Origin of the sequence: Paracoccus halophilus (assembly GCF_000763905.1) — a bacterium.
GTDB classification, from domain to species: Bacteria; Pseudomonadota; Alphaproteobacteria; order Rhodobacterales; family Rhodobacteraceae; genus Paracoccus; species Paracoccus halophilus.
In genome coordinates this window covers 60,998-83,103 of record NZ_JRKN01000007.1, presented here as the reverse complement: position 1 = coordinate 83,103, position 22,106 = coordinate 60,998, and the positions used below count along the sequence as shown (strand labels likewise).

At 65.5% G+C, this 22,106-nt stretch carries 18 protein-coding genes; 9 read left to right on the top strand and 9 right to left on the bottom strand.

Annotation, left to right across the window (positions count from 1 at the left end; genetic code table 11):
- Nucleotides 1-218: 218 nt before the first annotated feature.
- Complete coding sequence (locus tag IT41_RS07030) at nucleotides 219-854, top strand: DsbA family protein (RefSeq protein ID WP_231564703.1); 636 nt, start codon at nucleotides 219-221, stop codon at nucleotides 852-854.
- A 27-nt stretch (nucleotides 855-881) separates the two neighbouring features.
- Here IT41_RS07030 and trpB read toward each other — a convergent pair whose 3' ends face one another.
- The 8 genes from trpB to IT41_RS06990 form a co-directional block, all read right to left on the bottom strand.
- The gene (trpB, locus tag IT41_RS07025) at nucleotides 882-2,114 is read right to left on the bottom strand and encodes a tryptophan synthase subunit beta (RefSeq protein WP_036739853.1); all 1,233 of its coding nucleotides are present in this window, start codon (nucleotides 2,112-2,114) and stop codon (nucleotides 882-884) included.
- 51 nt (nucleotides 2,115-2,165) lie between these two features.
- Nucleotides 2,166-2,618 carry a GNAT family N-acetyltransferase gene (locus IT41_RS07020; protein WP_036739852.1) on the bottom strand — a complete coding sequence of 151 codons (453 nt, stop codon included), beginning with the start codon at nucleotides 2,616-2,618 and terminating at the stop codon, nucleotides 2,166-2,168.
- Complete coding sequence (locus tag IT41_RS07015) at nucleotides 2,615-3,262, bottom strand: phosphoribosylanthranilate isomerase (RefSeq protein ID WP_036739851.1); 648 nt, start codon at nucleotides 3,260-3,262, stop codon at nucleotides 2,615-2,617. Before IT41_RS07015 ends, IT41_RS07020 begins: the two co-directional genes overlap by 4 nt.
- Before the next feature lie 3 nt (nucleotides 3,263-3,265).
- Nucleotides 3,266-3,667 carry a LapA family protein gene (locus IT41_RS07010; RefSeq protein ID WP_036739848.1) on the bottom strand — a complete coding sequence of 134 codons (402 nt, stop codon included), beginning with the start codon at nucleotides 3,665-3,667 and terminating at the stop codon, nucleotides 3,266-3,268.
- Between the two features lie 37 nt (nucleotides 3,668-3,704).
- Nucleotides 3,705-3,992, bottom strand: coding sequence for an integration host factor subunit beta (gene ihfB / locus IT41_RS07005; protein WP_036739847.1), 288 nt, complete (start codon nucleotides 3,990-3,992; stop codon nucleotides 3,705-3,707).
- 188 nt (nucleotides 3,993-4,180) lie between these two features.
- Nucleotides 4,181-5,860 carry a 30S ribosomal protein S1 gene (gene rpsA, locus IT41_RS07000; RefSeq protein WP_036739846.1) on the bottom strand — a complete coding sequence of 560 codons (1,680 nt, stop codon included), beginning with the start codon at nucleotides 5,858-5,860 and terminating at the stop codon, nucleotides 4,181-4,183.
- 203 nt (nucleotides 5,861-6,063) lie between these two features.
- Nucleotides 6,064-7,098 carry an NAD(P)H-dependent flavin oxidoreductase gene (locus IT41_RS06995; RefSeq protein WP_036739845.1) on the bottom strand — a complete coding sequence of 345 codons (1,035 nt, stop codon included), beginning with the start codon at nucleotides 7,096-7,098 and terminating at the stop codon, nucleotides 6,064-6,066.
- Nucleotides 7,095-7,679, bottom strand: a complete 585-nt coding sequence (locus IT41_RS06990) for a (d)CMP kinase (RefSeq protein WP_036739844.1) — start codon at nucleotides 7,677-7,679, stop codon at nucleotides 7,095-7,097. Before IT41_RS06990 ends, IT41_RS06995 begins: the two co-directional genes overlap by 4 nt.
- Before the next feature lie 248 nt (nucleotides 7,680-7,927).
- Between IT41_RS06990 and IT41_RS06985 the strand changes: the two genes are divergently transcribed.
- The 8 genes from IT41_RS06985 to IT41_RS19405 all read left to right on the top strand — a co-directional run bounded on the left by IT41_RS06985 (nucleotide 7,928) and on the right by IT41_RS19405 (nucleotide 21,746).
- The gene (locus IT41_RS06985) at nucleotides 7,928-9,532 is read left to right on the top strand and encodes an ABC transporter substrate-binding protein (protein WP_036739842.1); all 1,605 of its coding nucleotides are present in this window, start codon (nucleotides 7,928-7,930) and stop codon (nucleotides 9,530-9,532) included.
- A 71-nt stretch (nucleotides 9,533-9,603) separates the two neighbouring features.
- On the top strand, nucleotides 9,604-10,611 hold the full coding sequence (locus IT41_RS06980) for an ABC transporter permease subunit (protein WP_036739840.1): 1,008 nt from the start codon (nucleotides 9,604-9,606) through the stop codon (nucleotides 10,609-10,611).
- On the top strand, nucleotides 10,608-11,510 hold the full coding sequence (locus IT41_RS06975; RefSeq protein WP_036739838.1) for an ABC transporter permease subunit: 903 nt from the start codon (nucleotides 10,608-10,610) through the stop codon (nucleotides 11,508-11,510). Before IT41_RS06980 ends, IT41_RS06975 begins: the two co-directional genes overlap by 4 nt.
- A 4-nt stretch (nucleotides 11,511-11,514) precedes the next feature.
- Nucleotides 11,515-12,354: an ABC transporter ATP-binding protein gene (locus IT41_RS06970; RefSeq protein WP_052081327.1), complete on the top strand. Its 840-nt coding sequence runs from the start codon at nucleotides 11,515-11,517 to the stop codon at nucleotides 12,352-12,354.
- Nucleotides 12,351-13,196 carry an ATP-binding cassette domain-containing protein gene (locus IT41_RS06965; RefSeq protein ID WP_036739836.1) on the top strand — a complete coding sequence of 282 codons (846 nt, stop codon included), beginning with the start codon at nucleotides 12,351-12,353 and terminating at the stop codon, nucleotides 13,194-13,196. The genes IT41_RS06970 and IT41_RS06965 overlap by 4 nt, the downstream gene beginning before the upstream one ends.
- A gap of 98 nt (nucleotides 13,197-13,294) precedes the next feature.
- The gene (locus IT41_RS06960; protein ID WP_052081341.1) at nucleotides 13,295-14,308 is read left to right on the top strand and encodes a lysine-2,3-aminomutase-like protein; all 1,014 of its coding nucleotides are present in this window, start codon (nucleotides 13,295-13,297) and stop codon (nucleotides 14,306-14,308) included.
- Nucleotides 14,309-14,463: 155 nt separating this feature from the next.
- Nucleotides 14,464-19,305, top strand: a complete 4,842-nt coding sequence (locus IT41_RS19410; RefSeq protein WP_052081326.1) for a glycoside hydrolase family 99-like domain-containing protein — start codon at nucleotides 14,464-14,466, stop codon at nucleotides 19,303-19,305.
- A 32-nt stretch (nucleotides 19,306-19,337) separates the two neighbouring features.
- Nucleotides 19,338-21,746, top strand: coding sequence for a sulfotransferase (locus IT41_RS19405; RefSeq protein ID WP_052081325.1), 2,409 nt, complete (start codon nucleotides 19,338-19,340; stop codon nucleotides 21,744-21,746).
- A 151-nt stretch (nucleotides 21,747-21,897) separates the two neighbouring features.
- Here IT41_RS19405 and rpmG read toward each other — a convergent pair whose 3' ends face one another.
- Entirely contained in the window at nucleotides 21,898-22,065 is a 168-nt protein-coding gene (gene rpmG, locus IT41_RS06945; RefSeq protein ID WP_011750518.1) for a 50S ribosomal protein L33, read from the bottom strand.
- Nucleotides 22,066-22,106 lie beyond the last annotated feature (41 nt).

The following is a 22,106-nucleotide window of genomic DNA, read 5'->3' as shown; positions in this document are numbered from 1 at the left end:
CAGCGGATCTTTCGGGCAGCGTTGCATGTCTGAGATCAGCGCTTCCGGCTGTGCTCGGTCGGAGGGGCAAGGGTAAGGCAGGTGTCATCGCGTCCCATTCCCGAGACATGTCCAAACGCACAAGGGAATCATCCGTCACATGGCGGATACCGGGCGCACGTCATTGTCATCAGCCGGCGCTTGACCGTGGCGCCGGCTGATGGCTTGCATGGGGCCAGATGAAAGGAACCGCCATGCGCCGCGCTTTCGCCGCCCTCGCCCTGATCCTGCTGTTTGCCGCGCCGCTCGCCTTGCCCGCCGCCGCGCAGGAGTTGAGCAACGAAGAGATCGCCGCGATCAAGAATGCCGTCTTCAACGACCCCGAGGCGCCCGTCATGGGCAATCCGCAGGGCGATGTCGTGCTGGTCGAATTCACCGATTACAATTGCGGCTTTTGCCGCAAGACCATGCCCGAGGTCCGCGCGCTGCTGCAATCCGACCCCGGCATCAGGATGGTGATGCACGAGATCCCGGTTTTCGGCGAGGGCTCGCGCTATGCCGCCATGGCGGCGCTGGCAGCCAGGGAGCAGGGCAAGTACGAGGTCTTTCACCGGGCGCTGATGTCGATGCGCGGCAAGGCCGAAAAGGCCTCGGTCCTGCGGGTCGCGCGAAAGGTCGGTCTGGATGTCCCGAGGCTCGAGCGGGACATGCAATCGCCGCGCATCACCCGGCAGATCGAGGATTCGCTGGCGCTGGCCGATGATATCGGACTGGTCGGCACGCCCAGCTTCATCGCCGGGAACCGCGCCCAGTTCGGCTATATGTCCCGGGAACAGCTGGCCGAGCTGGTGGCCGAGGCGCGCGCCACGCGATAGCGCGCGCCGGGGCGCGGCTTTCGCCGCCTAGCCCTGGATATCCTGCCCCAGATGCCGGGCGACGGTGAAGATGTCCTTGTCGCCGCGCCCCGACAGGTTCACCACCATGATATGATCGCGCGGCAGATCGGGCGCGATCTTGATGACATGGGCCAGCGCGTGGCAGGGCTCCAGCGCGGGGATGATGCCCTCCAGCCGGCACAGGGTCTGGAAGGCCGCCAGTGCCTCGTCATCGGTGCAGCTGACATATTCGGCGCGGCCCCGCTCCTTGAGCCAGGCATGTTCCGGGCCGATCCCCGGATAATCCAGCCCGGCGCTGATCGAATAGCCTTCAAGGATCTGGCCGGCCGCATCCTGCAACAGATAGGTACGGTTGCCATGCAGGACGCCGGGACGGCCGCCGCTGAGGCTGGCGCAATGCTCCATGCGCTCGTCGACGCCCTTGCCGCCCGCCTCGACCCCGATGATGCGCACCGAAGGTTCGTCGAGAAACGGATAGAACAGCCCCATCGCGTTCGAGCCGCCGCCGATCGCGGCGATCACGCTGTCGGGCAGACGGCCCTTGCCCTCTTGCGCCTCGAGCTGGCTGCGCGTCTCGCGGCCGATGATTGCCTGGAAATCGCGGACCATGGCCGGATAGGGATGCGGGCCGGCCACGGTGCCGATGCAGTAGAAAGTGTCGCGGACATTGGTGACCCAGTCGCGCAGCGCATCGTTCATCGCATCCTTCAGCGTGCCGCGACCGCTGGTCACCGGCACCACCTCAGCGCCCAGCAGCTTCATGCGGAACACGTTCGGGGCCTGCCGCTCGACATCATGGGCGCCCATATAGACCACGCATTTCAACCCGAAACGGGCGCAGACGGTGGCTGTGGCGACGCCATGCTGGCCGGCGCCGGTCTCGGCGATGATGCGGCTCTTGCCCATCCGCCGCGCCAGCAGGATCTGGCCCAGCACGTTGTTGATCTTGTGGCTGCCGGTATGGTTCAGCTCTTCGCGCTTGAGATAGATCTTGGCGCCGCCCAGCTCTTCGGTCAGGCGGGGGGCGAAGTAAAGCGGGCTGGGGCGGCCGACATAATGGGTCCAGAGATGTTCCATCTCGGCCCAGAAGTCCTTGTCCTGCTTGGCGCGTTCATATTCCGCCTCGAGATCGAGGATCAGCGGCATCAGCGTCTCGCTGACGAAGCGGCCGCCGAAAATGCCGAAACGGCCCTGCTCGTCCGGGCCGTTCATGAAACTGTTGATGAGGTCTTCGGCCATGGCTCTCCTCGCGCGGTCGGGACGTGGGTATGCGGGCGCCGATGACGCCCGTCAAAGGGGTTTCTTATATCCGATATGCGAAGGGGTAAAGCCGAGCCGGTCATAGAAACGATGCGCGTCCTGGCGGCTGCGATTGCTGGTGAACTGCAAAAGCCCGCAGCCGGCGGCGCGGGCACGGGCCTCGGCGTCGCGGATCAGGGCCTCGCCAATGCGCCGACCGCGATGCGAGGCGGCGACGCGGACGCCCTCGATCTGGGCGCGGCGGGTGGCGGCGAGCGACAGGCCCGAGATAAAGCTGATCTGGTAGCAGGCGACGATATCGGCGCCGATGGTGCCGACGACAAGATGGTTGGCGGCTTCGCCCTGCATGGCCTCGAACGCGGCCAGATAGGGGGCGAGATCCGTGCTTTCGCGGGTTCTGCCCAGCCGGTCATCGGCCAGCAGCGCCACGATGGCGGGCAGATCGGCGCGGGTGGCGTGACGGAATTCGACGCCCCGGTTCACAGGATCGGTGCCGTGGCGCGGGCGATGAAGTCGCGGATGCGCCCGGGATCCTTGATGCCCGGCGCGCTTTCCACCCCCGATGAGACATCGACGCCCGGCGCGCGGGTCAGGCGCAGCGCCTCGGTCACATTGTCGGGGGTCAGGCCGCCGGCGAGCAGCCATGGCTTGAGCATCTGCCGCCCCGCCAGCAGCCGCCAGTCAAAGGCCAGCCCGTTGCCGCCGGGCAGCTCCGCGTCCGGCGGCGGCTTGGCGTCGATCAGCAGCATGTCCGCCGCCAGCCCGTAATCCCAAAGCGCATCCAGATCGCGCGGCTCCGCCATGCCGACCGCCTTGATCACCGGCAGGCCGGTCAGCGCCTTGACCTCGGCCACGCGCGCGGGCGCTTCACTGCCATGCAACTGGATCATGTCCAGCGGCACCCCGGAGAGGACATCGCCCAGCAGCGCATCGTCGGGGTTCACGAACAGCCCCACCTTGGCCACGCCCAGCGGCACCCGGGCGGCCAGATCGGCCGCGCGATCCGGCGCGATATGGCGCGGGGATTTCGGAAAGAAGACAAAGCCGACATAGCGCGCGCCGGCATCGACCGCGGCACCAAGCCCTGCCGGCTCGGTCAGGCCGCAGATCTTGACAGAGACGGGCATGGCCTAGCGTGGCGCGGGCAATGCGCCCCCCGTGGCCGGGGTCGCCGGCTTGCGCGCCGGGGTATCGTCAAGGATCGCCAGCACCTCGTCCTTTGAGGCGGCATGGGTGCGGCGCAGATCGCCCATCTCGCGCTCGAGCCGGGCGAGGTGATGCGCGCGGGTTTTCGATTCAGCGCGCAGATGGGCCTCGCGCAGCCATTCCCAGACCAGGCCGACCAGAACGCCGAAAACCATCGCGAGGAACAGCGCCAGGAAGCCGGGCATGGTCAGCGCCCAGTCACGGCCGGTAAATTCGGCAATGTTCTGCGGCAGCAGGCCGATGGTGATCGGCGCCCGGTTCGCGGTTGCCACCAGAATCAGCACGATGGCCAGAATGACAATGAAAACGAGCCGGATCGCGCGCATAAGTTCACCCCGTTGAAATCTTCGCGGCCAATCTGGCCTATTCGGCGCCGCCGTTCAACCGGTCACGCAGGAGCTTGCCGGTCTTGAAAAAGGGAACATGCTTTTCCTCGACGCTGACCGCCTCGCCGGTGCGGGGGTTGCGGCCCTGGCGCGCGTCGCGTTTCTTGACCGAGAATGCGCCGAAACCGCGCAGCTCGACCCGGTCGCCACGGGACATGGCGTCGATGATCTCTTCGAATACCGTGTTCACGATGCGCTCGACATCACGTTGAAAGAGATGGGGGTTCTCTTCCGAGATTTTTTGAATCAATTCGGACCGGATCATGGCACTTCCTGAATATGGGCTCCAACAAGGACACCGCCACGGCGATCTTATGCATGGGTACGCGGCGATCAATGGCAGAACGCCTTACCGCGGAAATGGTTGCCCGATTTTTTCGAACCGTCCGGTTTTGGCAGCTGAAAGTCAGACGCCCCCGGACCAGCCGGGGGCGTCGATCGCGTCAACGGGTGTCAGTTCTTGCTTTTCAGCGCCGCACCCAGGATATCGCCCAGCGAGGCGCCCGAGTCCGAGCTGCCATACTGTTCGATCGCATCCTTTTCCTCGGCGATCTCGCGGGCCTTGATCGACAGGCCCAGACGGCGCGTCTTGGTGTCGATATTGGTCACGCGCACATCGACATTGTCGCCGACCTGGAAACGCTCGGGGCGCTGGTCCTGACGGTCGCGGGCCAGATCCGAACGGCGGATGAAGCTCTTCATGCCGTTATATTCGACCTCGATGCCGCCATCCTCGATCGCGGTGACCGCGACGGTGATGACCGAGCCGCGCTTGACGCCCTCGACCGCCTCGGCCATGGCCTCGTTTTCAAGCGCCTTGATCGACAGCGAGATGCGCTCCTTGTCGATATCGACCTCCTGCACGACCGCCTTGACGACATCGCCCTTGCGGAAGTCCTGGATGGCGTCCTCGCCGCGGGCATCCCAGCTGATGTCCGACAGGTGAACCATGCCGTCGATATCGCCTTCCAGACCGACGAACAGACCGAATTCGGTGATGTTCTTGACCTCGCCCTCGATGACGGTGCCGGCGGGATGGGTTTCGGCAAAGACCTCCCACGGGTTGCGCATGGTCTGCTTGAGACCCAGCGAAACGCGGCGCTTGGCCTCGTCGATTTCCAGCACCATGACGTCGACTTCCTGGCTGGTCGAGACGATCTTGCCGGGATGGACGTTCTTCTTGGTCCAGCTCATTTCGCTGACATGGACCAGACCCTCGACGCCGGCTTCCAGTTCGACAAAGGCGCCGTAATCGGTGATGTTGGTCACCCGGCCGGCATGGACCGAACCCAGCGGGAATTTTTCCGAGACCGTATCCCACGGATCGGCCAGAAGCTGCTTCATGCCCAGGCTGATGCGGTGGGTTTCCTTGTTGATCTTGACGACCTGGACCTTGACGGTCTCGCCGATCGACAGGATCTCGGACGGGTGGTTGACGCGGCGCCAGGCCATGTCGGTGACGTGCAGCAACCCGTCAACACCGCCCAGATCGACGAAGGCGCCGTATTCGGTGATGTTCTTGACCACGCCATCAGCAGTCTGGCCTTCGGTCAGGTTGGCGATGACTTCGGCGCGCTGCTCGGCGCGGCTCTCTTCCAGGATGGCGCGGCGCGAGACGACGATATTGCCGCGGCGGCGGTCCATCTTCAGGATCTGGAACGGCTGCTTGAGACCCATCAGCGGGCCGGCATCGCGCACCGGGCGGACATCGACCTGAGAGCCGGGCAGGAAGGCCACGGCGCCGCCCAGATCGACGGTGAAGCCGCCCTTGACGCGGCCGAAGATGGCGCCTTCGACGCGCTCTTCGGCGGCATAGGCTTTCTCCAGGCGGTCCCAGGCCTCTTCACGGCGGGCCTTCTCGCGCGAGATCGAGGCCTCGCCGCGGGCGTTCTCGACGCGGTCCAGATAGACCTCGACCTCATCGCCGACGGCCAGCTTGGCATCCTCGCCGGGATTGGCGAATTCCTTGAGATCGACGCGGCCTTCCATCTTGTAGCCGACATCGATGATGGCCTGGCCCGCCTCGATGGCGATGACGCGGCCCTTGACGACCGAACCCTCGTCGGGGGTGTCAATGCTGAGGCTTTCGTTCAGGAGGGCCTCGAACTCCTCCATGGTCGCTTTAGCGCACATATATATCCAGTTTCCTTTACATTGTTTTCCGGCCTGACGGTTGGCTCCGCCGGTCTTTTTGTAGCCATCGGAACAAGTACAAGGGTCGCGGCGCGACGCCCGACCCTGTCCTGAAGCGGCCCGTTCTGGCCCCATCGCTTGTCCTGACCCGCGCCGTATAGCGCCCCGAAGGCGTTCTGGCAAGCGCCGGCGCCCGGAAAACGCTAGCTGGCGGCGGCGATTTCGCGCCCCAGCAGCGCGACCAGATCGGCCGCCGGCATGGGGCGGACCCGCGCCGCGCCGGTGCCGGCCCAGAACGGGGCGTAATCGGTCCCGCCGGCGGCCCGGTGCAGTGCCCTGGCCGCGTCATAGGCGATGGGATAATCGGGCAGCGCCGGCGCATCCGCCGCCCCGGCCAGCGCGGTTAGCCGGTTTTCCAGCCCCCGCGCCGGGCGTCCCGAGATCGCCCGCGTCATCACCGGCCGCGCCTGCGTCAGCCGCGCGCGATAAAGATCGCTGGCCGCCGATTCCGGGCATGCGACAAAGGCCGTGCCCATCTGCACCGCCACGGCGCCCGCGCGCAGGTGGCGCGCCGCATCCGCCCCGTCCATGATGCCGCCCGCCGCGATCAGCGGCAGGCCGATATCCGCAAGCGCCGCCTGCAATTCGGCGGTGGACAGGCATTCATCCGGCCCGTCGGGATCGAAGATGCCGCGATGGCCGCCCGCCTCATGGCCCTGCACGATGATCGCATCCAGCCCGGCAGCGCGGATCGCCTGCGCCTCGGCGCGCGAGGTCGCCGTCGCGGCCAGCAGCGCGCCGGTCCCGCGCAACGCGGCGAGGCGCGCGGCATCGGGCAGGCCGAAGTGAAAGCTGATCATCGCGGGCCGGGCCGCGATCACCGCGCGCAGCATGGCGTCATCGACCAGAAGGCTGCGATAGGTCTCGTGCAGCGCCGCCGGCGGCTCGGCCCCCGCGCGGTGAAATTCGGCGCGCAGGTAATCCAGCCATGCCGCCTCGCGCGCGGGATCGGCGGTTGCCGGGCGATGGCAGAACAGGTTGACGCCATAGCGCGCCGAACCCAGCAGCGCCGCCGTTTCCGCCATCATCGCGGCCGCCTGATCGGCATGCGAGGAACCCAGCCCCAAGGAACCCAGCCCCCCTGCCCGGCTGACCGCCGCCGCAAGCGCGGGCGTGGCGATGCCGGCCATCGGAGCCTGGATGACGGGAACCTGCAGATGGGTCAGGGAAAAGCTCATGCGCCTGCCTCCCTGGCGCGCGCGACGGCCAGCGCCACGGCCTCGTCTATGGTCATGTCGCTGGTATCGAAGATCAGCGCATCGTCCGCCGGCCGCATCGGCGAGGCGCTGCGCGCCGCATCGCGGGCATCGCGTTCGCGCAATTCGGCCAGCAGATCGCCGGCATCCACCCCAAGCTCGGCCGCCCGCCTTTGGGCGCGCACCTCGTCGCAGGCGGTCACGTAAAGCTTCAGCTGGGCATCGGGGCAGATCACCGTGCCGATATCGCGCCCGTCCAGCACCGCGCCCGGATCCTGCCGGGCAAAGCCGCGCTGGAAATCGACCAGCAGGGCGCGCACCTCGGGGATGGCGGCGACGCGGCTGGCGGCCTGCCCGGCCTCGGCCGTGCGCAGATCGTCACGGGCCAGATCCGCGGGCGTCAGCGACCGCGCCGCCGCGACCGGATCGCCGCCCATGGCGCCGATCGCACGGTAAAGCAGCCCGGTATCCAAATGGTGAAAACCGAAATGCCGGGCCAGCGATCGCGCGATGGTTCCCTTGCCCGAGGCGGCCGGTCCGTCGATGGCGATGGTGAAGGGCATGGCTTCCTCGGGGGTTGGGCGGGACCGGGCCGTCCCTGATCTGTTCCCTTTCATTGCACCCGCCGGCGCCAAAGGTCCAGCACCCGCGCCGCGATGATCGCCGACAATTCGCCGAAAACCGCGCCGCGTCTTCGTCATTTCGTCGCGTCATGCGGGCGGATCTGCTATTCTTTGCGGCACAAGGCTTGACCTTGCGCCCGGATTGGTTTGCATCAGGCATGATAATAAATCTAGACATGGGAGGTAATATGTCGATTTTTTCACCCCGGATGCTGGCCGCATCCGCGCTGGCCGTGATGGCTGCGGCGCCGCTGCATGCAAAGACCTTCGTCTATTGCTCGGAGGGCTCGCCCGAGGGCTTCGACCCCGCGCCCTATACCGCCGGCACCACCTTCGACGCATCGGGCCATGCCGTCTACAATCGTCTGGTGCAGTTCAAGCCCGGCACGACCGAAATCGAGCCCGCCCTGGCGGAAAGCTGGGAGGTGTCCGAGGACGGCCTGGAATATACCTTCAAGCTGCGTCAGGGGGTCAAGTTCCACGCGAATGACAAGTTCACGCCCAGCCGCGATTTCAACGCCGATGACGTGATCTTCACCTTTGAGCGTCAGGCCAATGCCGACCATCCCTGGAACCAGTACCTGGCCGGGATCACCTATGAATATTACTCGTCGATGGAAATGGACAAGCTGATCAAATCCATCGAGAAGATCGACGACAATACCGTCAAGTTCACCCTGAACCAGCCCGAGGCGCCGTTCCTCGCCAATGTCGCCATGCCCTTCGTGTCGATCCTGTCCAAGGAATATGCCGATACGCTGGAGGCCGCCGGCACCCGCGAGGATCTGAACAACGCGCCCATCGGCACCGGCCCGTTCCGGTTCGTGGCCTATCAGAAGGACGCGGTGATCCGTTACCAGAAGAACGCCGATTACTGGGGCGAAGCGCCCAAGATCGACGATCTGGTATTCGCGATCACGCCCGACGCCTCGGTGCGGCTGCAAAAGCTCAAGGCCGGCGAATGCCACCTGATGCCCTATCCCGCGCCCGCCGATCTGGACGACATCCGCGCCGATCCGAACCTGAAACTGGACGAGCAGCCCGGCCTGAACGTCGGCTATCTGGCCTATAACACCACCGTCGCCCCCTTCGACAATCCGCAGGTCCGCAAGGCGCTGAACATGGCGATGGACAAGCAGGCGATGATCGAGGCCGTCTATCAGGGCAGCGCCGAGGTCGCCAAGAACCCGATCCCGCCAACCATGTGGTCCTATAACGACGCGGTTGAGGACGATGCCTACGATCCCGAAGCCGCGAAGAAGATGCTGGAAGATGCCGGCGTCACCGATCTCAGCATGGAGGTCTGGGCGATGCCGGTGCAGCGCCCCTACATGCCCAATGCGCGCCGCGCCGCCGAGATGATCCAGGCCGATTTCGACAAGGTCGGCGTCAAGGTCAAGATCGTCAGCTACGAATGGGGCGAATACCTGAAAAAGTCGATGGAAGAGGGCCGCGAGGGCGCCGTCATCCTGGGCTGGACGGGCGACAATGGCGACCCGGACAACTTCCTGTCGGTACTGCTGAGCTGCGCCTCGGCGGCGCCGGGCGGCGCCAACCGCGCCTTCTGGTGCAACGAGGAGTTTTCGGACCTGCTGGCCAGGGCCAAGGCGACCTCGGACCCGGCGGAACGCACCAGCCTTTATGAACAGGCGCAGGTCATCTTCAAGGATCAGGCGCCCTGGGCCACGCTGGCGCATTCGACGCAATATGTGCCGATGGCCAGGAACGTCACCGGCTTCGTGCAGTCGCCGCTGGGCGATTACACCTTCGAATCCGTCGACCTGACCGAATAGTTTCGATCGGGCAGAAACGCTTGCGGCCGTGCGGAATTTCCTTTCGCACGGCCTTTGAGGCATAGGATTCGATGATCAGGTTCATTCTTTCGAAACTACTCTATCTCGTCCCGACGCTGCTCGGGATCACGCTGGTGGCCTTTGGCTTCATCCGGCTGCTGCCCGGCGATCCGGTGCTGCTGATGGCGGGCGAGCGCGGCGTGTCGCCCGAGCGCTATGCCCAGATCGCGGCGCAGCTCGGCTATGACAAGCCGGTCTGGCAACAATATCTTGGCTATCTGGGCGATCTGCTGCAGGGCGATCTGGGCAATTCGCTGGTCACCAAGCGGCCGGTGCTGGACGAATTCCTGGCGCTGTTTCCGGCCACGGTGGAACTGGGGCTGGTCGCCATCCTGATCGCGGCTTTCGTCGGCGTTCCGGTGGGCGTCATCGCCGCGATCAAACGCGGCAGCTGGTTCGACCAGATCTCCATGACCGGCGCGCTGATCGGTTTTTCCATGCCGATCTTCTGGTGGGGGCTTTTGCTGATCATCCTGTTCTCCGGCATCCTGGGCTGGACGCCCGTTTCGGGGCGCATTTCGCTGATGTATTACTTTCCGCCGGTCACCGGCTTCATGCTGATCGACAGCCTGCTGTCGGGGCAGGATGGCGCCTTCGCCTCGGCCGTCAGCCACCTGATCCTGCCCTCGATCGTGCTGGACACGATCCCCTTGGCGGTGATCGCGCGCCAGACCCGTTCCGCCATGCTTGAGGTCATGGGCGAGGATTACGTCCGCACCGCCCGCGCCAAGGGCCTGCCGCCCGCCCGCGTGATCGGCGTGCATGCGCTGCGCAACGCGATGATCCCGGTGATCACCACCATCGGCTTGCAGATCGGCGTGCTGATGGCCGGCGCCATCCTGACCGAGACGATCTTTTCCTGGCCCGGCATCGGCAAGTGGATGATCGATTCGATCTCGCGCCGCGATTACCCGGTGGTGCAAAGCGGCCTGCTGCTGATCGCCGGCATCGTGATGATCGTGAACCTGATCGTGGACCTGACCTATGGTCTCATCAACCCAAGGATCCGGCACCAATGACCGACAGCAATCTTACCACCTCGGACGCGGCCATCCGCCGCCAGCTGCTCAGGGAATTCTGGTTCTATTTCAGCCAGAACCGTGGCGCGGTGCTTGGGCTTGCGGTCTTTGTCCTGCTGGTCCTGACCGCCGTCTTCGCCTCGTTGCTGGCGCCGCATGACCCGACGCAGCAATATCGCGACGCGCTTCTGGTGCCGCCCGTCTGGGCCGAGGGCGGGCGCGCGGAATTTTTGCTGGGCACCGATGCGGTCGGCCGGGACATGCTGTCGCGGCTGATCCATGGATCGCAATATTCGCTGTTCATCGGCATCGTCGTCGTCGCCATCGCGCTGACCGGCGGTGTGGTGATCGGGCTGATCGCCGGCTTTTACGGCGGCTGGGTCGACAGCGTCATCATGCGGGTGATGGACGTGATCCTGGCCTTTCCCTCGCTGCTGCTGGCGCTGGTTCTGGTCGCGGTTCTGGGACCGGGGCTGACCAATGCGATGATCGCCATCGCCATCGTCTATCAGCCGCATTTCGCCCGCCTGGCCCGCGCCGCGGTGATGGGCGAAAAGGCCCGCGAATATGTCGCCGCCGCGCGCGTGGCCGGGGCCTCGAACCTGCGGCTGATGTTCCGGACCATCCTGCCCAACTGTCTGGCGCCCCTGATCGTGCAGGCGACGCTCAGCTTTTCCAGCGCGGTGCTGGATTCGGCGGCGCTCGGCTTTCTGGGCATGGGCGCGCAGCCGCCGACGCCCGAATGGGGCACCATGCTGGCCGAGGCGCGCGAATTCATCCTGCGAGCCTGGTGGGTGGTGACCTTCCCGGGTCTCGCGATCCTGACCTCGGTCCTCGCGATCAACCTGATGGGCGACGGGCTGCGCGACGCGCTCGACCCGAAACTGAAGCGGAGCTGAGACCATGGCCTTGCTGACAATCCGCAATCTCACCGTCCGCTTCGGCACCTCGACCGGCAGTTTCACCGCCGTGGACGGCATCGACGTCCATGTCGACAAGGGCGAGGTGCTGGCCATCGTGGGCGAATCGGGCTCGGGCAAGTCGGTCTCGATGCTGGCGGCCATGGGGCTTTTGCCCGATACCGCGACCGTCACCGCCGACGAGATGACGTTCGACGGCCGCGACCTGCTGTCGATGACCCCGCGCCAGCGTCGCCAGATCATCGGGCGCGAGATCACGATGATCTTTCAGGAACCCATCGCCTCGCTGAACCCCTCCTTCACGGCGGGCTATCAGATCGAGGAGGTGCTGCGCCTGAACGCGGGCCTGTCGCGCAAGGCCGCCCGCGCCCGCGCCATCGACCTGTTCGAACAGGTCGGCCTGCCAGACCCCGAGGGCAAGCTGAAATCCTATCCGCACCAGATGTCGGGCGGGCAGTCGCAGCGGGTGATGATCGCCATGGCCATCGCCACCAATCCGCGCCTGCTGATCGCGGATGAGCCGACAACGGCGCTGGACGTGACCATCCAGAAGCAGATCCTCGATCTGCTGATGGAATTGCAGCAGGAAACCGGCATGGCACTGATCCTGATCACCCATGACATGGGCGTGGTGGCCGAAACCGCCGACCGCGTGCAGGTCCAGTACAAAGGCAAGAAGATGGAAGAGGCCGATGTGCTGAGCCTGTTCGAGAACCCGCAGAACCCCTATACCCGCGCGCTGCTGTCAGCCCTGCCGGAAAACGCGACCGGCGACCGGCTGTCCACCGTGGCCAGCTTCCTTGAACACGAGGCACAGCCATGAGCGTGGTCGTCGAAGGCAGGAACCTGATCCGCGACTATCACATCGCGGGCTCGCTGATGCGCCCGGCGAAAACGGTGCATGCGGTCAAGGGGATCAGTTTCGCGGTCGAGCGCGGCAAGACGCTGGCCATCGTGGGCGAATCCGGCTCGGGCAAGTCCACTCTGGCGCGGATCGTGGCGCTGATCGACCAGGCAACGGGGGGCGAGCTGCTGATCGAGGGCAAGCCCGTCGATATCGGCAAGACCCGCCCCACGCGCGAAATGCGCTCCAAGGTGCAGATAGTGTTCCAGAACCCTTACGGCAGCCTGAATCCGCGCCAGAAGATCGGCGATGTGCTGATGGAGCCCTTGTTTCTGAACACCGACACGCCCGCCCCGGAACGGCGCGACCGCGCGCGCGAAATGCTGGTCAAGGTCGGGCTGCCGGCCGAGCATTTCAACCGCTATCCGCACATGTTTTCCGGCGGGCAGCGGCAGCGGATCGCGATTGCGCGGGCGCTGATGCTGAACCCGACGCTGCTGGTGCTGGACGAGCCGGTCTCGGCGCTGGACCTGTCGGTGCAGGCGCAGGTGCTGAACCTGCTGGCGGATCTGCAGGAAGAGTTCAACCTGGCCTATGTCTTCATCAGCCACGATCTGTCGGTGGTGCGTTATATCGCCGATGACGTGCTGGTGATGAACCAGGGCGAGGCGGTCGAACAGGGCAGCCGCGAGGCGGTCTTTGCCGATCCGCAGCACCCCTATACGCGCGAGCTTTTCGCCGCCACGCCGGTCACCGATCTGGACGCGATCCGCGCCCGCGTCGCCCGCCGGCAGGCAATGCGCGCGGCTGCCGGCGGCTAAGCAGCCTTGCAAGGGCGGGCAGCCCCGGGTTAAACGCCCGCCCTTGCAACCCCGATGAGGCCCGCGTGCCCGAACGCCCCCTGACCACCGTATCGCAGATGATCGCCGCCGGCCTTGCGCCCTCGGGCGATGCCGCGCGGCTCGAGCAGGTCGCGGCCGGATTCCGCATCCGCATGACGCCCGCCATGCGGGCCGCCGTGCAGACGGACGGCCCGGCCGATCCCGTCGCCGCGCAATTCGTGCCCGACCCGCGCGAGCTGATCACCCGCCCCGAGGAACTGGCCGATCCCATCGGCGACGAGGCGCACAGCCCCGTCCCCGGCCTGACCCATCGCTATCCCGACCGGGCGATCCTGCACATCACCCGCAGTTGCGAGGTCTATTGCCGCTTCTGTTTCCGCCGCGAGGTGGTCGGCGATGAGGGCACCCTGCCCGCGCGCGAGATAGATGCCGCGCTGGCCCATATCGCCGCGACCCCGGCCATCCGCGAGGTGATCCTGACCGGCGGCGATCCGCTGGTGCTGTCCGCGCGCCGCATCGCGGCGGTCATGGCGCGGCTGGACGGGATCGCCCATGTCGATCTGGTGCGCATCCATACCCGCATCCCGGTGGTCGCCCCCGGCCGCATCGACCCGGCCATGCTGGCGGCGCTGCGTCCGGCGCGGCTGACGGTCTGGCTCGTGCTGCATAGCAACCACGCGAATGAGTTGACGCCGGATGCCTGCGCCGCCCTTGCCCGGCTGGCCGATGCCGGCATCCCGCTCCTGTCGCAGACGGTGCTGCTGCGCGGCGTCAATGCCGATGCCGACACGCTGGCCGATCTGTTTCGCGCGCTGATCCGCAACCGCGTCAAACCCTATTACCTGCATCACTGCGACCTGGCGCGCGGCACCGGCCATTTCCGCACCTCGATCACCGAGGGGCAGGAGATCATGGCGCGCCTGCGCGGACGCATCTCGGGCACCTGCCTGCCGCAATATGTGCTGGACCTGCCCGGCGGGCATGGCAAGGTGCCGCTGGATCCGGGCCACGCACAGCAGGTCGCGCCGGGGCGATGGCTGATCCGCGACTGGCGGGGCAAGACCCATGACTACCGCGATCCCGATGCCTGATCCGGGGCCGGATCTTCCCTCATCCCGGGTTGCGCGAGTCGGCCATAGCGATTAGCAAACACCCGTCACAGATCGCGAGAACGACATTGCCGAACAAACCCGCCAAAGCCGCGAAAAAAGCCCAAGCAGTTCGTCAATGCCTGCTGGTCCTGGGAATGCACCGTTCGGGCACCAGTGTCGTCACCCAGTTGATCGGCCTGGCCGGCGCCAGGCTGCCTGCGGATCTGATCGGCGCCACAAAAGATAACGAATACGGGCATTGGGAGCCGGTCTGGCTGAACAACCGCAATTCCGAACTGCTGCAGGATCTGGGCAGCGACTGGAACGAATGGTCGCGGCTGGACCTTGGCGCGGCGCCGCAGGATCTGGTCGCGCGCTATATTTCGGACCTGCGCGGTTTTCTCCGCGAGGAACAGGGCGACGCGCCGCTGATGGTGCTGAAAGAGCCGCGCAGCTGCCGCCTGCTGCCGCCGATCCTGCGCGCGCTGGAGGCCGAAAGGATCGAGCCGCTGGTCGTCATTCCCTATCGCAACCCGCTGGAGGTCGCCGGCTCGCTTCTTGCCCGCGACGGAATCAGCATGCGCGAGGGGATCATGCTGTGGTTGCGCCATCTGATCGACGCCGAACGCGACAGCCGCGGCTGCAAGCGCAGCTTCACCTCATATGACAGCCTGTTCGATGACTGGCGCGACACCTTCGGCCGCATGGCCGCGGATCTGGGGCTGAATTGGCCGAATGATCTGGGAAAGATCGCCGCCGATGTCAAAAAGGCCATCGTCAAGGATGCCCGTCACAACAGATGGACCGCCGAGGATCTGGCGCGGACAAGCTACACGAACGGGCTGGCGCTGCGCGGCTTTGACGCCTGCGCGGCATTCGCCAAAGATCCGCAGGACGCGACGGCCATGGCCCAGATGGATGCCATTGCCGAACGGTTCGACGAGCTGGTCGAACTGACCCTGCCCGCGATCCGCGACACGCGCCATGAACTGGCCAGTGTCAGCGCCGATATCGCCCTGCACAAGCTGACCAGCGACGAATTGGCGCGCCGCAATACCGAGCTTTCGCATGGTCTGGAAGGCATCTGGAAACTGCATGATGTCGTCTTGGACCTGAACAAGAAAAACGAACTTTATATCAATGATCTGCGCTCGCAACTTGAGGAAAAGCAGCGCCAGCTCGGCGCCTCGATCGACCGGCTGAGCCGGGCCGAGAACGCCCGCGCGCAGACCGAGGCCGCGCGCATCGAAGTGCAGACCGCCTATGAGCGCGACCGCGAGGTTTACCGACAGGACCGGGCGCGGCTGAAGGACCTGCAGCACAGGGCGCAAAAATCGGCAAGCGCGCTGCAGAAGGCCCAGGAGGAATTGCGCCAGAAACAGGACGAGGCCGCCCGGCTGTCACAGGCTCTGGACGCGTCACGGATCGAGGCCGGCCGTCTGTCACAGGCTCTGGACGCGTCACGGATCGAGGCCGGCCGTCTGTCACAGGCTCTGGACGCGTCACGGATCGAGGCCGGCCATTACGCGCGCGGCGTTCAGGACCGTCTGGCCGAGATCGAGAATCTCTCGAACATGCTGCGCGCGGTCTATGCCAGCACCTCGTGGCGGGTGACGCGGCCGATGCGCGCGCTCAGCACTGCGCTGCGCGGGATCCTCCGGCTTCTGCGCCGTATCGCGGCCGGGATCGCCCTGGGGGTCTGGCGCCGGCTGCCGATCCCGACCAACCGGCGCGTGCAGTGGAAGAACCGGATATTTTCCTCATCCGCCGGCCGCCGGCTGTTCGGCTCGACGGCACTTTACCAGCACTGGCTGGCGGTTCAGGTGGCGCCCTTCGAAAAACCCGCGCCGGCCCCGGCAAAACCCGGCCAGTCGGCGGCCCGCTTCCAGTCCGAGGCCGCGCCCGCAGCCGCGGATTCGCCCGGCGGCATGGTCGCGGTTGACACGGCGGATCATTTCGTGCCGCGCCGCATCCAGACCGAACTGACCGACCCCAAGGCCCGGGTGATCGCCTTTTACCTGCCGCAGTTCCACACCATTCCCGAAAATGACGAATGGTGGGGCAAGGGCTTTACCGAATGGACCAATGTACGGGTCACGCAGCCCATGTTCCCCGGCCATTACCAGCCGCATGAGCCGCTGGATATCGGCTATTACGACCTGACCGATATCGAGGCGCAGAAACGCCAGATCGAACTGGCGAAACTTTATGGCCTGGGCGGCTTCTGCTTTTACTGGTACTGGTTCGCCGGCAAGCGGCTGCTGGAAAAGCCGGTCGAGAACTGGCTCGCGCATGCCGAACTGGATTTCCCCTTCTGCATCTGCTGGGCGAACGAGAACTGGTCGCGCCGCTGGGACGGCAAGGATGCCGAAATCCTGATCGCCCAGGACCATTCGCCCGAGGACGATCTGGCCTTTATCGCGGCGCTCGCCCCCTATCTGCGCGATCCGCGCTATATCCGGATCGACGGCAGGCCGCTGGTGCTGGTCTATCGCCCCAGCCTGCTGCCCGATCCCGCCGCCACCGCCGGGCGCTGGCGCGAGTGGTGCCGCGAGAACGGCGTGGGCGAGATCTATCTGGCCTATACCCAGTCCTTCGAGCTTGCCGACCCCAAGACCTATGATTTCGACGCCGCGATCGAATTCCCGCCCAACAATGCCTCGCCCACCGTGCTGACCGACCGCGTCGAGGGGCTGGACCCGGAATTCAACGGCATCATCTATGACTGGAATTCCTATGTCGATCGCAGCCGCGACTATCCGCGCCCCGATTACCGGCTGATCCGCTCGGTCTGCCCGGCCTGGGACAACAGCGCGCGGCGCAAGAAGGGCGGCGCGATCTTCCTCAACAATACGCCCGGCGAATATGCGACATGGCTGAACAATGCCATGACCCGGACGCTGGCGGACGCCCCCACCCGGGACGAGCGCATCATCTTCTGCAACGCCTGGAACGAATGGGCCGAAGGCGCCCATCTCGAACCGGATACCCGCTTTGGCTATGCTTGGCTGGAAACCACGCGCGACGCGCTGGATCCGCGCGCGGCGCCGAAACATGTCACGCTGATCGGCCATGACGCGCATCCGCATGGCGCGCAGTTCCTGCTGCTCAACCTGGCGCGCGCCTATCGGCAGGCGGGGCTGTTGGTCAAGGTCGTCCTGCTGCAGGGCGGCGAGCTGGTCAAGGATTACGCCGAGGTCGCACAGGTCGTGGAACTGCCCGATCCCGCGACCCGTCGCGACGAGGCGCTGCGCATGCTGCGCGGGCTGCGCAACGAGCATCTGGAAGTCGCGATCGCCAACACCACCGTTTCGGGAAGCGCGGTCCCGCTGCTGCAAGAGGCCGGCTACAGCCCCGTCGCGCTGGTCCATGAAATGCGCTCGGTCTACAGTCAGTTGAACCTTCGCCGGCAGATGCGCGATCTGGCCGAGGCCGGCGTGCCGACGATATTCCCGGCCCGCATCGTCCGCGACCAGTTTCAGGAGACATTGGGCAGCGCGCTGCCGCAGGCCGGGATCCGGCCGCAGGGCCTGTATCTTTCCCCCGCGCCGCGCAATGATGCCGACCGCGCCGCGCTGCGCGCCGAATTCGGCATCGCGACCGATGCGCCGCTGATCCTGGGCGCCGGCTATATCGACCATCGCAAGGGGGTCGATCTGTTCGTGCGCGCCGTGGCGGCGATGCTCGCTGCCGGCCTGCCGGCCGAGGCGATCTGGATCGGCCATGCCGATCGCGACGAACTGCCCAGGGTGCAGGCGCTGGCCAAAGAGCTTGGCGTGGCCGCGCATATCCACCTGCCGGGCCGCAGGCCGGACCCCGCCCGCTTCTATGCCGCCTCGGACCTGTTCCTGCTGACCTCGCGCGAGGATCCCTATCCTTCGGTCGTGCTCGAGGCGATGGCGGCCAGCCTGCCGGTGGTGATGTTCGCCGGCGTCACCGGCGCGGCGGATCTGGCCGACCGGGGCCTTGCCCGCGCGGTGGCGGCCGAAAACCCCGACGAAATGGCGCGGGCCGCGCTGGACCTGCTGCAGGGCGGCGCCGAACGCGATGCGATGGTCGCCCGCGCCAGCCGCCACATCGCCGAAGATACCGGCTTTACCGAATATGCGCTGGACCTGCTCAGTTTTGGCGGCCGGCCGGTGCCGCGCATCTCGGTCATCGTGCCCAGCTACAATTACCAGGATTACATCCGCGAGCGGCTGGAAAGCGTCGCCGCCCAGGACATGCCGATTCTCGAGATCATCGTGCTGGACGATTGCTCGACCGATCGCAGCCCGGAAATCATCGCGGAATTCGCCGCCGCCAGCCAGGCGCCGGTCCGCGTGATCCGCAACGAGACCAATTCCGGCAATGTCTTCCGGCAATGGCAAAAGGGTCTGGAACTGGCCCGCGGCGACTATATCTGGATCGCCGAGGCCGACGATCTGGCCGCGCCGGATTTCCTGTCCACCGTCATGCGCGGCTTCGAGGCGCCGGGCGTGGTTCTGTCTTATTGCGAATCCGCCCAGATCGACGAAAAGGGCAATCCGCTGGCCGGCGATTACCGTTATTACACGAACGCCGTCGCGCCCGGAAAATGGGACCGGAACTATGTCAATTCCGGCCGCGCCGAGATCGAACAGGCGCTGTTTCTGAAAAACACCATCCTGAACGCCTCGGCCGTGGTCATGCGCGCCGATGCGCTGCGCGAGGTGTTCCAGCAGCATCGCGCCGAAATCGAGGGGCTGCGCTTCGCCGGCGACTGGGCAGTCTATCTGAACCTGATGGCGCGGGGCGACATCGCCTATTCGGCCCTGTCAAAAAACCTTCACCGCCGGCACCAGTCCAGCGTCACCATCTCGAACTTCAATGAAAAGCAACTGGACGAGATCATCCGCATGCAGGGCAAGGCGCGCGATCTGATCGGCACGGATGCCGAGCGCGATCGCCGCGCGGCCGCCGCGATCACGGAACTCGAGAACCAGTTCGGATTGAAACCAACCCGCCGCCGGGCATGACCTCTGCCCGCTGAAAAAGGGAAAGACTCGAGATGAAAGACCACCAGACCGTGAACAGGCCTGATATCTTCATTGTCGGCACGATGAAGGGCGGCACGACCATCCTGCACGAGTTCCTGTCGCTGCACCCGGAAATCCATGCCGGCACGCAAAAGGAAATCCATTACTTCTCGCTTTTCGACACCAAGGGGCCGGACTGGTATCACGCGCATTTCAGCCACTTGCCCCCGGACCAGCATTATCTCGATGCCAGCCCGACCTATTTCGACATGGCCAACGAGCCGGTGATCCCGCGCCGCATTCACGACTATAATCCGGACGCCCGCGTGATCATGATGGCCCGCGACCCGATCGACCGCGCGCTGTCGCATTTCAATCACCTGCGCAAGATCAACAAGATCGAGGCACTCAGGAGCATTTCGCCGGAAGAGTTCTTTTCCCGCGATCTGGAAGCCGCGGTCAGCCAGATCCACCAGATCGACATGTATCTGATGCAGTGCCTGAATTTCAGCCTGTATTTCCGCAAGGCCCATAATTACCGGACCGTGTTCGGCGACCGTTTCCTTGCGGTCGAGAACGAAAGCCTGTCGCAGGACCCGCAGCAGACCATGGAGCGGATCTTTCGCCATATCGGCGTCGATCCGATCCGTGACGAAAGGTTCGGGGAACGGAAATACAGCCATCAGGACAAGAACGCGACCTATCCGCTTTCGCCCGAGACGACCGAACGGCTCAACAACCTGTTCAACCCAAATTACAACGCCTTTTGCAAGCTGACCGGCCTGCCGAACCGCCGGCCAGCCGCAAAACCCGCAGCCAAGCCCGCGCCCAGGCCCGCCACAAAGGCATCCCCCGCTGCGGCCGCCCGGGCGCCGGACAAGCCCACCGGCCCGTTCGAGCAGGCTTTCATCATCAGCTATCCGCATGCCGGCGCCGGCATCGTGCAAGAGGCGCTGAACACCGTGCCCGGCATCTGCATCCGGGGCGGCAATGGCGGCGTGCTCGTCGGTGTGGCGCAGCTTGCTGCCGGGCTGGACAAGGCACAGCGGCAGAAGGACGGCGCGGCGGGTCCCGGCTCTGCCTGGTTCGGTGCGCCGGAAATTCAGGCCAGGGCCTTTGCCGACAAGCTCTCGGCCGGTTTCGTCGATCATGTCCTGCGCCCGCCCAAGGACAGTCATATCATCGGCTGCACCGAGACCCGGCTGATGCCGCGCCCGGAATTCGTCGCCTATTGCAACTATCTGCGCCTGCGCTTTCCGCGGGCATTGCTGATCTTCAACACCCGCGACACGGGCCGGGTGATCGCCGCCAACCGTGCCTCGGGCGAGGTCGCGAACGAGCATGAATATGCCCGCGCCGACCAGCTGTTCCGCAAGTTCGCCGCCGCGCATCCGGATCGCTGCATCGAAATTGCCTATGACGATTATATCGGCAACGAGGCCGCGCTGAAGCCGCTGTTCGACCGGCTGGGCGTGCCCTTCAACGCCGCTGCGGTACGCAGCATTCTGGCGCGCGCCAACCCCAATCTGCCATTGCTGAACATGCCCGAACGGGGCCGGATCGAGAACGGTGTCCTGTCCGGCAGGGATGGCTGGCTGTTCCTCTGGACCGGCTCGAACAATGTGCATCGTTACTATACCCAGGACGATCACTTCACCGACAAGCATGCGCGGGACTGGGCCGATCTGCTGACCGCGCGGCGCGACCGCCTGGCCGGGCTGGGCATCCGCTATCTGCATATGACCGCGCCCGACAAGCTGTCGGTCTATCCCGAGCATGTGGGCCGGCCCCTGCCGCATCACGACCGCCACCCGGCGCGGCTGCTGGCCCAGCTGGTGCCCGGGAATGATCTGAACCTGGACGTCCTGCCCGATCTGCGGGCGGCGGATCTGGAAGGCCCGGTTTTCTACAAATCCGACAGCCACTGGAATTTTCGTGGCTGCCAGGCCGCCTATCGCCGGCTGTGCGAGACGCTGGGCGTCGCGCCGCGCGATTTTTCCGATCGCAAAGTCGGCGGCAAGGCGATGGCGCTTGATCTGGGCAACAAGTTCTCGCCCCCGGTGATCGAGGAAGCGCGCTTTACCCATGTCCTGCGCGATGCCAGGCGGGTCCTCGCCAACGGCCCGGTGCGCTATAACGAGGAAACCGGCTTCCGCCAGGGCAGTCCGCGTTTCGTCGGCTGCTATGTCCACCTGCAGAACAGCCTGGACGACGCGCATCCCCAGACGGTGATGCTGTTCGGCGATTCCTTCAGCGAGTTCCGCCCCCATTTGCTGACCGCCATGCTGGCCGAAACCTTCCGCGAGGTGCATTTCATCTGGTCCGCCAATCTCGATTACGAACTGATCGAGCGCGTGCGGCCGCAGATCGTCATCTCGCAGATCGCCGAGCGTTTCATGGCCACCCTGCCGACGGATGAATTCCGGGTTTCGCTCGACTGATCGCCGGGGCGGCATCGCGGGCGATGCCCGGTGACGCGCCGGCTTCCTCGCGCCGGATCACGGCTGCCGGCACGGCAATGCGCGCCGGCCAAATGCAAGAACCGCGCCCGTTTCGGGGCGCGGTTCCTGATCGGTTCTGCCGGGCAGGATCCTACTTGATCTTGCCTTCCTTGTACTCGACATGCTTGCGGACGACCGGGTCGTATTTGTTGACCGTCATCTTTTCGGTCATCGTGCGGGCATTCTTCTTGGTGACATAGAAATGCCCGGTCCCGGCCGTCGAGTTCAGACGGATCTTGATCGTCGTCGGCTTCGCCATATTACTTGCTCCTGCTGCGGCGGCACCGGACGGCCACCGTG

What these genes read in the sequence shown, in the direction of transcription:
- IT41_RS07030 (WP_231564703.1), top strand. Translation starts at nt 219, where the DNA reads ATGAAAGGAACCGCCATGCGCCGCGCTTTCGCCGCCCTCGCCCTGATC.
- trpB (WP_036739853.1), bottom strand. Translation starts at nt 2,114, where the DNA reads ATGGCCGAAGACCTCATCAACAGTTTCATGAACGGCCCGGACGAGCAG.
- IT41_RS07015 (WP_036739851.1), bottom strand. Translation starts at nt 3,262, where the DNA reads ATGCCCGTCTCTGTCAAGATCTGCGGCCTGACCGAGCCGGCAGGGCTT.
- IT41_RS07010 (WP_036739848.1), bottom strand. Translation starts at nt 3,667, where the DNA reads ATGCGCGCGATCCGGCTCGTTTTCATTGTCATTCTGGCCATCGTGCTG.
- ihfB (WP_036739847.1), bottom strand. Translation starts at nt 3,992, where the DNA reads ATGATCCGGTCCGAATTGATTCAAAAAATCTCGGAAGAGAACCCCCAT.
- rpsA (WP_036739846.1), bottom strand. Translation starts at nt 5,860, where the DNA reads ATGTGCGCTAAAGCGACCATGGAGGAGTTCGAGGCCCTCCTGAACGAA.
- IT41_RS06995 (WP_036739845.1), bottom strand. Translation starts at nt 7,098, where the DNA reads ATGAGCTTTTCCCTGACCCATCTGCAGGTTCCCGTCATCCAGGCTCCG.
- IT41_RS06990 (WP_036739844.1), bottom strand. Translation starts at nt 7,679, where the DNA reads ATGCCCTTCACCATCGCCATCGACGGACCGGCCGCCTCGGGCAAGGGA.
- IT41_RS06985 (WP_036739842.1), top strand. Translation starts at nt 7,928, where the DNA reads ATGTCGATTTTTTCACCCCGGATGCTGGCCGCATCCGCGCTGGCCGTG.
- IT41_RS06980 (WP_036739840.1), top strand. Translation starts at nt 9,604, where the DNA reads ATGATCAGGTTCATTCTTTCGAAACTACTCTATCTCGTCCCGACGCTG.
- IT41_RS06975 (WP_036739838.1), top strand. Translation starts at nt 10,608, where the DNA reads ATGACCGACAGCAATCTTACCACCTCGGACGCGGCCATCCGCCGCCAG.
- IT41_RS06970 (WP_052081327.1), top strand. Translation starts at nt 11,515, where the DNA reads ATGGCCTTGCTGACAATCCGCAATCTCACCGTCCGCTTCGGCACCTCG.
- IT41_RS06965 (WP_036739836.1), top strand. Translation starts at nt 12,351, where the DNA reads ATGAGCGTGGTCGTCGAAGGCAGGAACCTGATCCGCGACTATCACATC.
- IT41_RS06960 (WP_052081341.1), top strand. Translation starts at nt 13,295, where the DNA reads ATGATCGCCGCCGGCCTTGCGCCCTCGGGCGATGCCGCGCGGCTCGAG.
- IT41_RS19410 (WP_052081326.1), top strand. Translation starts at nt 14,464, where the DNA reads ATGCACCGTTCGGGCACCAGTGTCGTCACCCAGTTGATCGGCCTGGCC.
- IT41_RS19405 (WP_052081325.1), top strand. Translation starts at nt 19,338, where the DNA reads ATGAAAGACCACCAGACCGTGAACAGGCCTGATATCTTCATTGTCGGC.
- rpmG (WP_011750518.1), bottom strand. Translation starts at nt 22,065, where the DNA reads ATGGCGAAGCCGACGACGATCAAGATCCGTCTGAACTCGACGGCCGGG.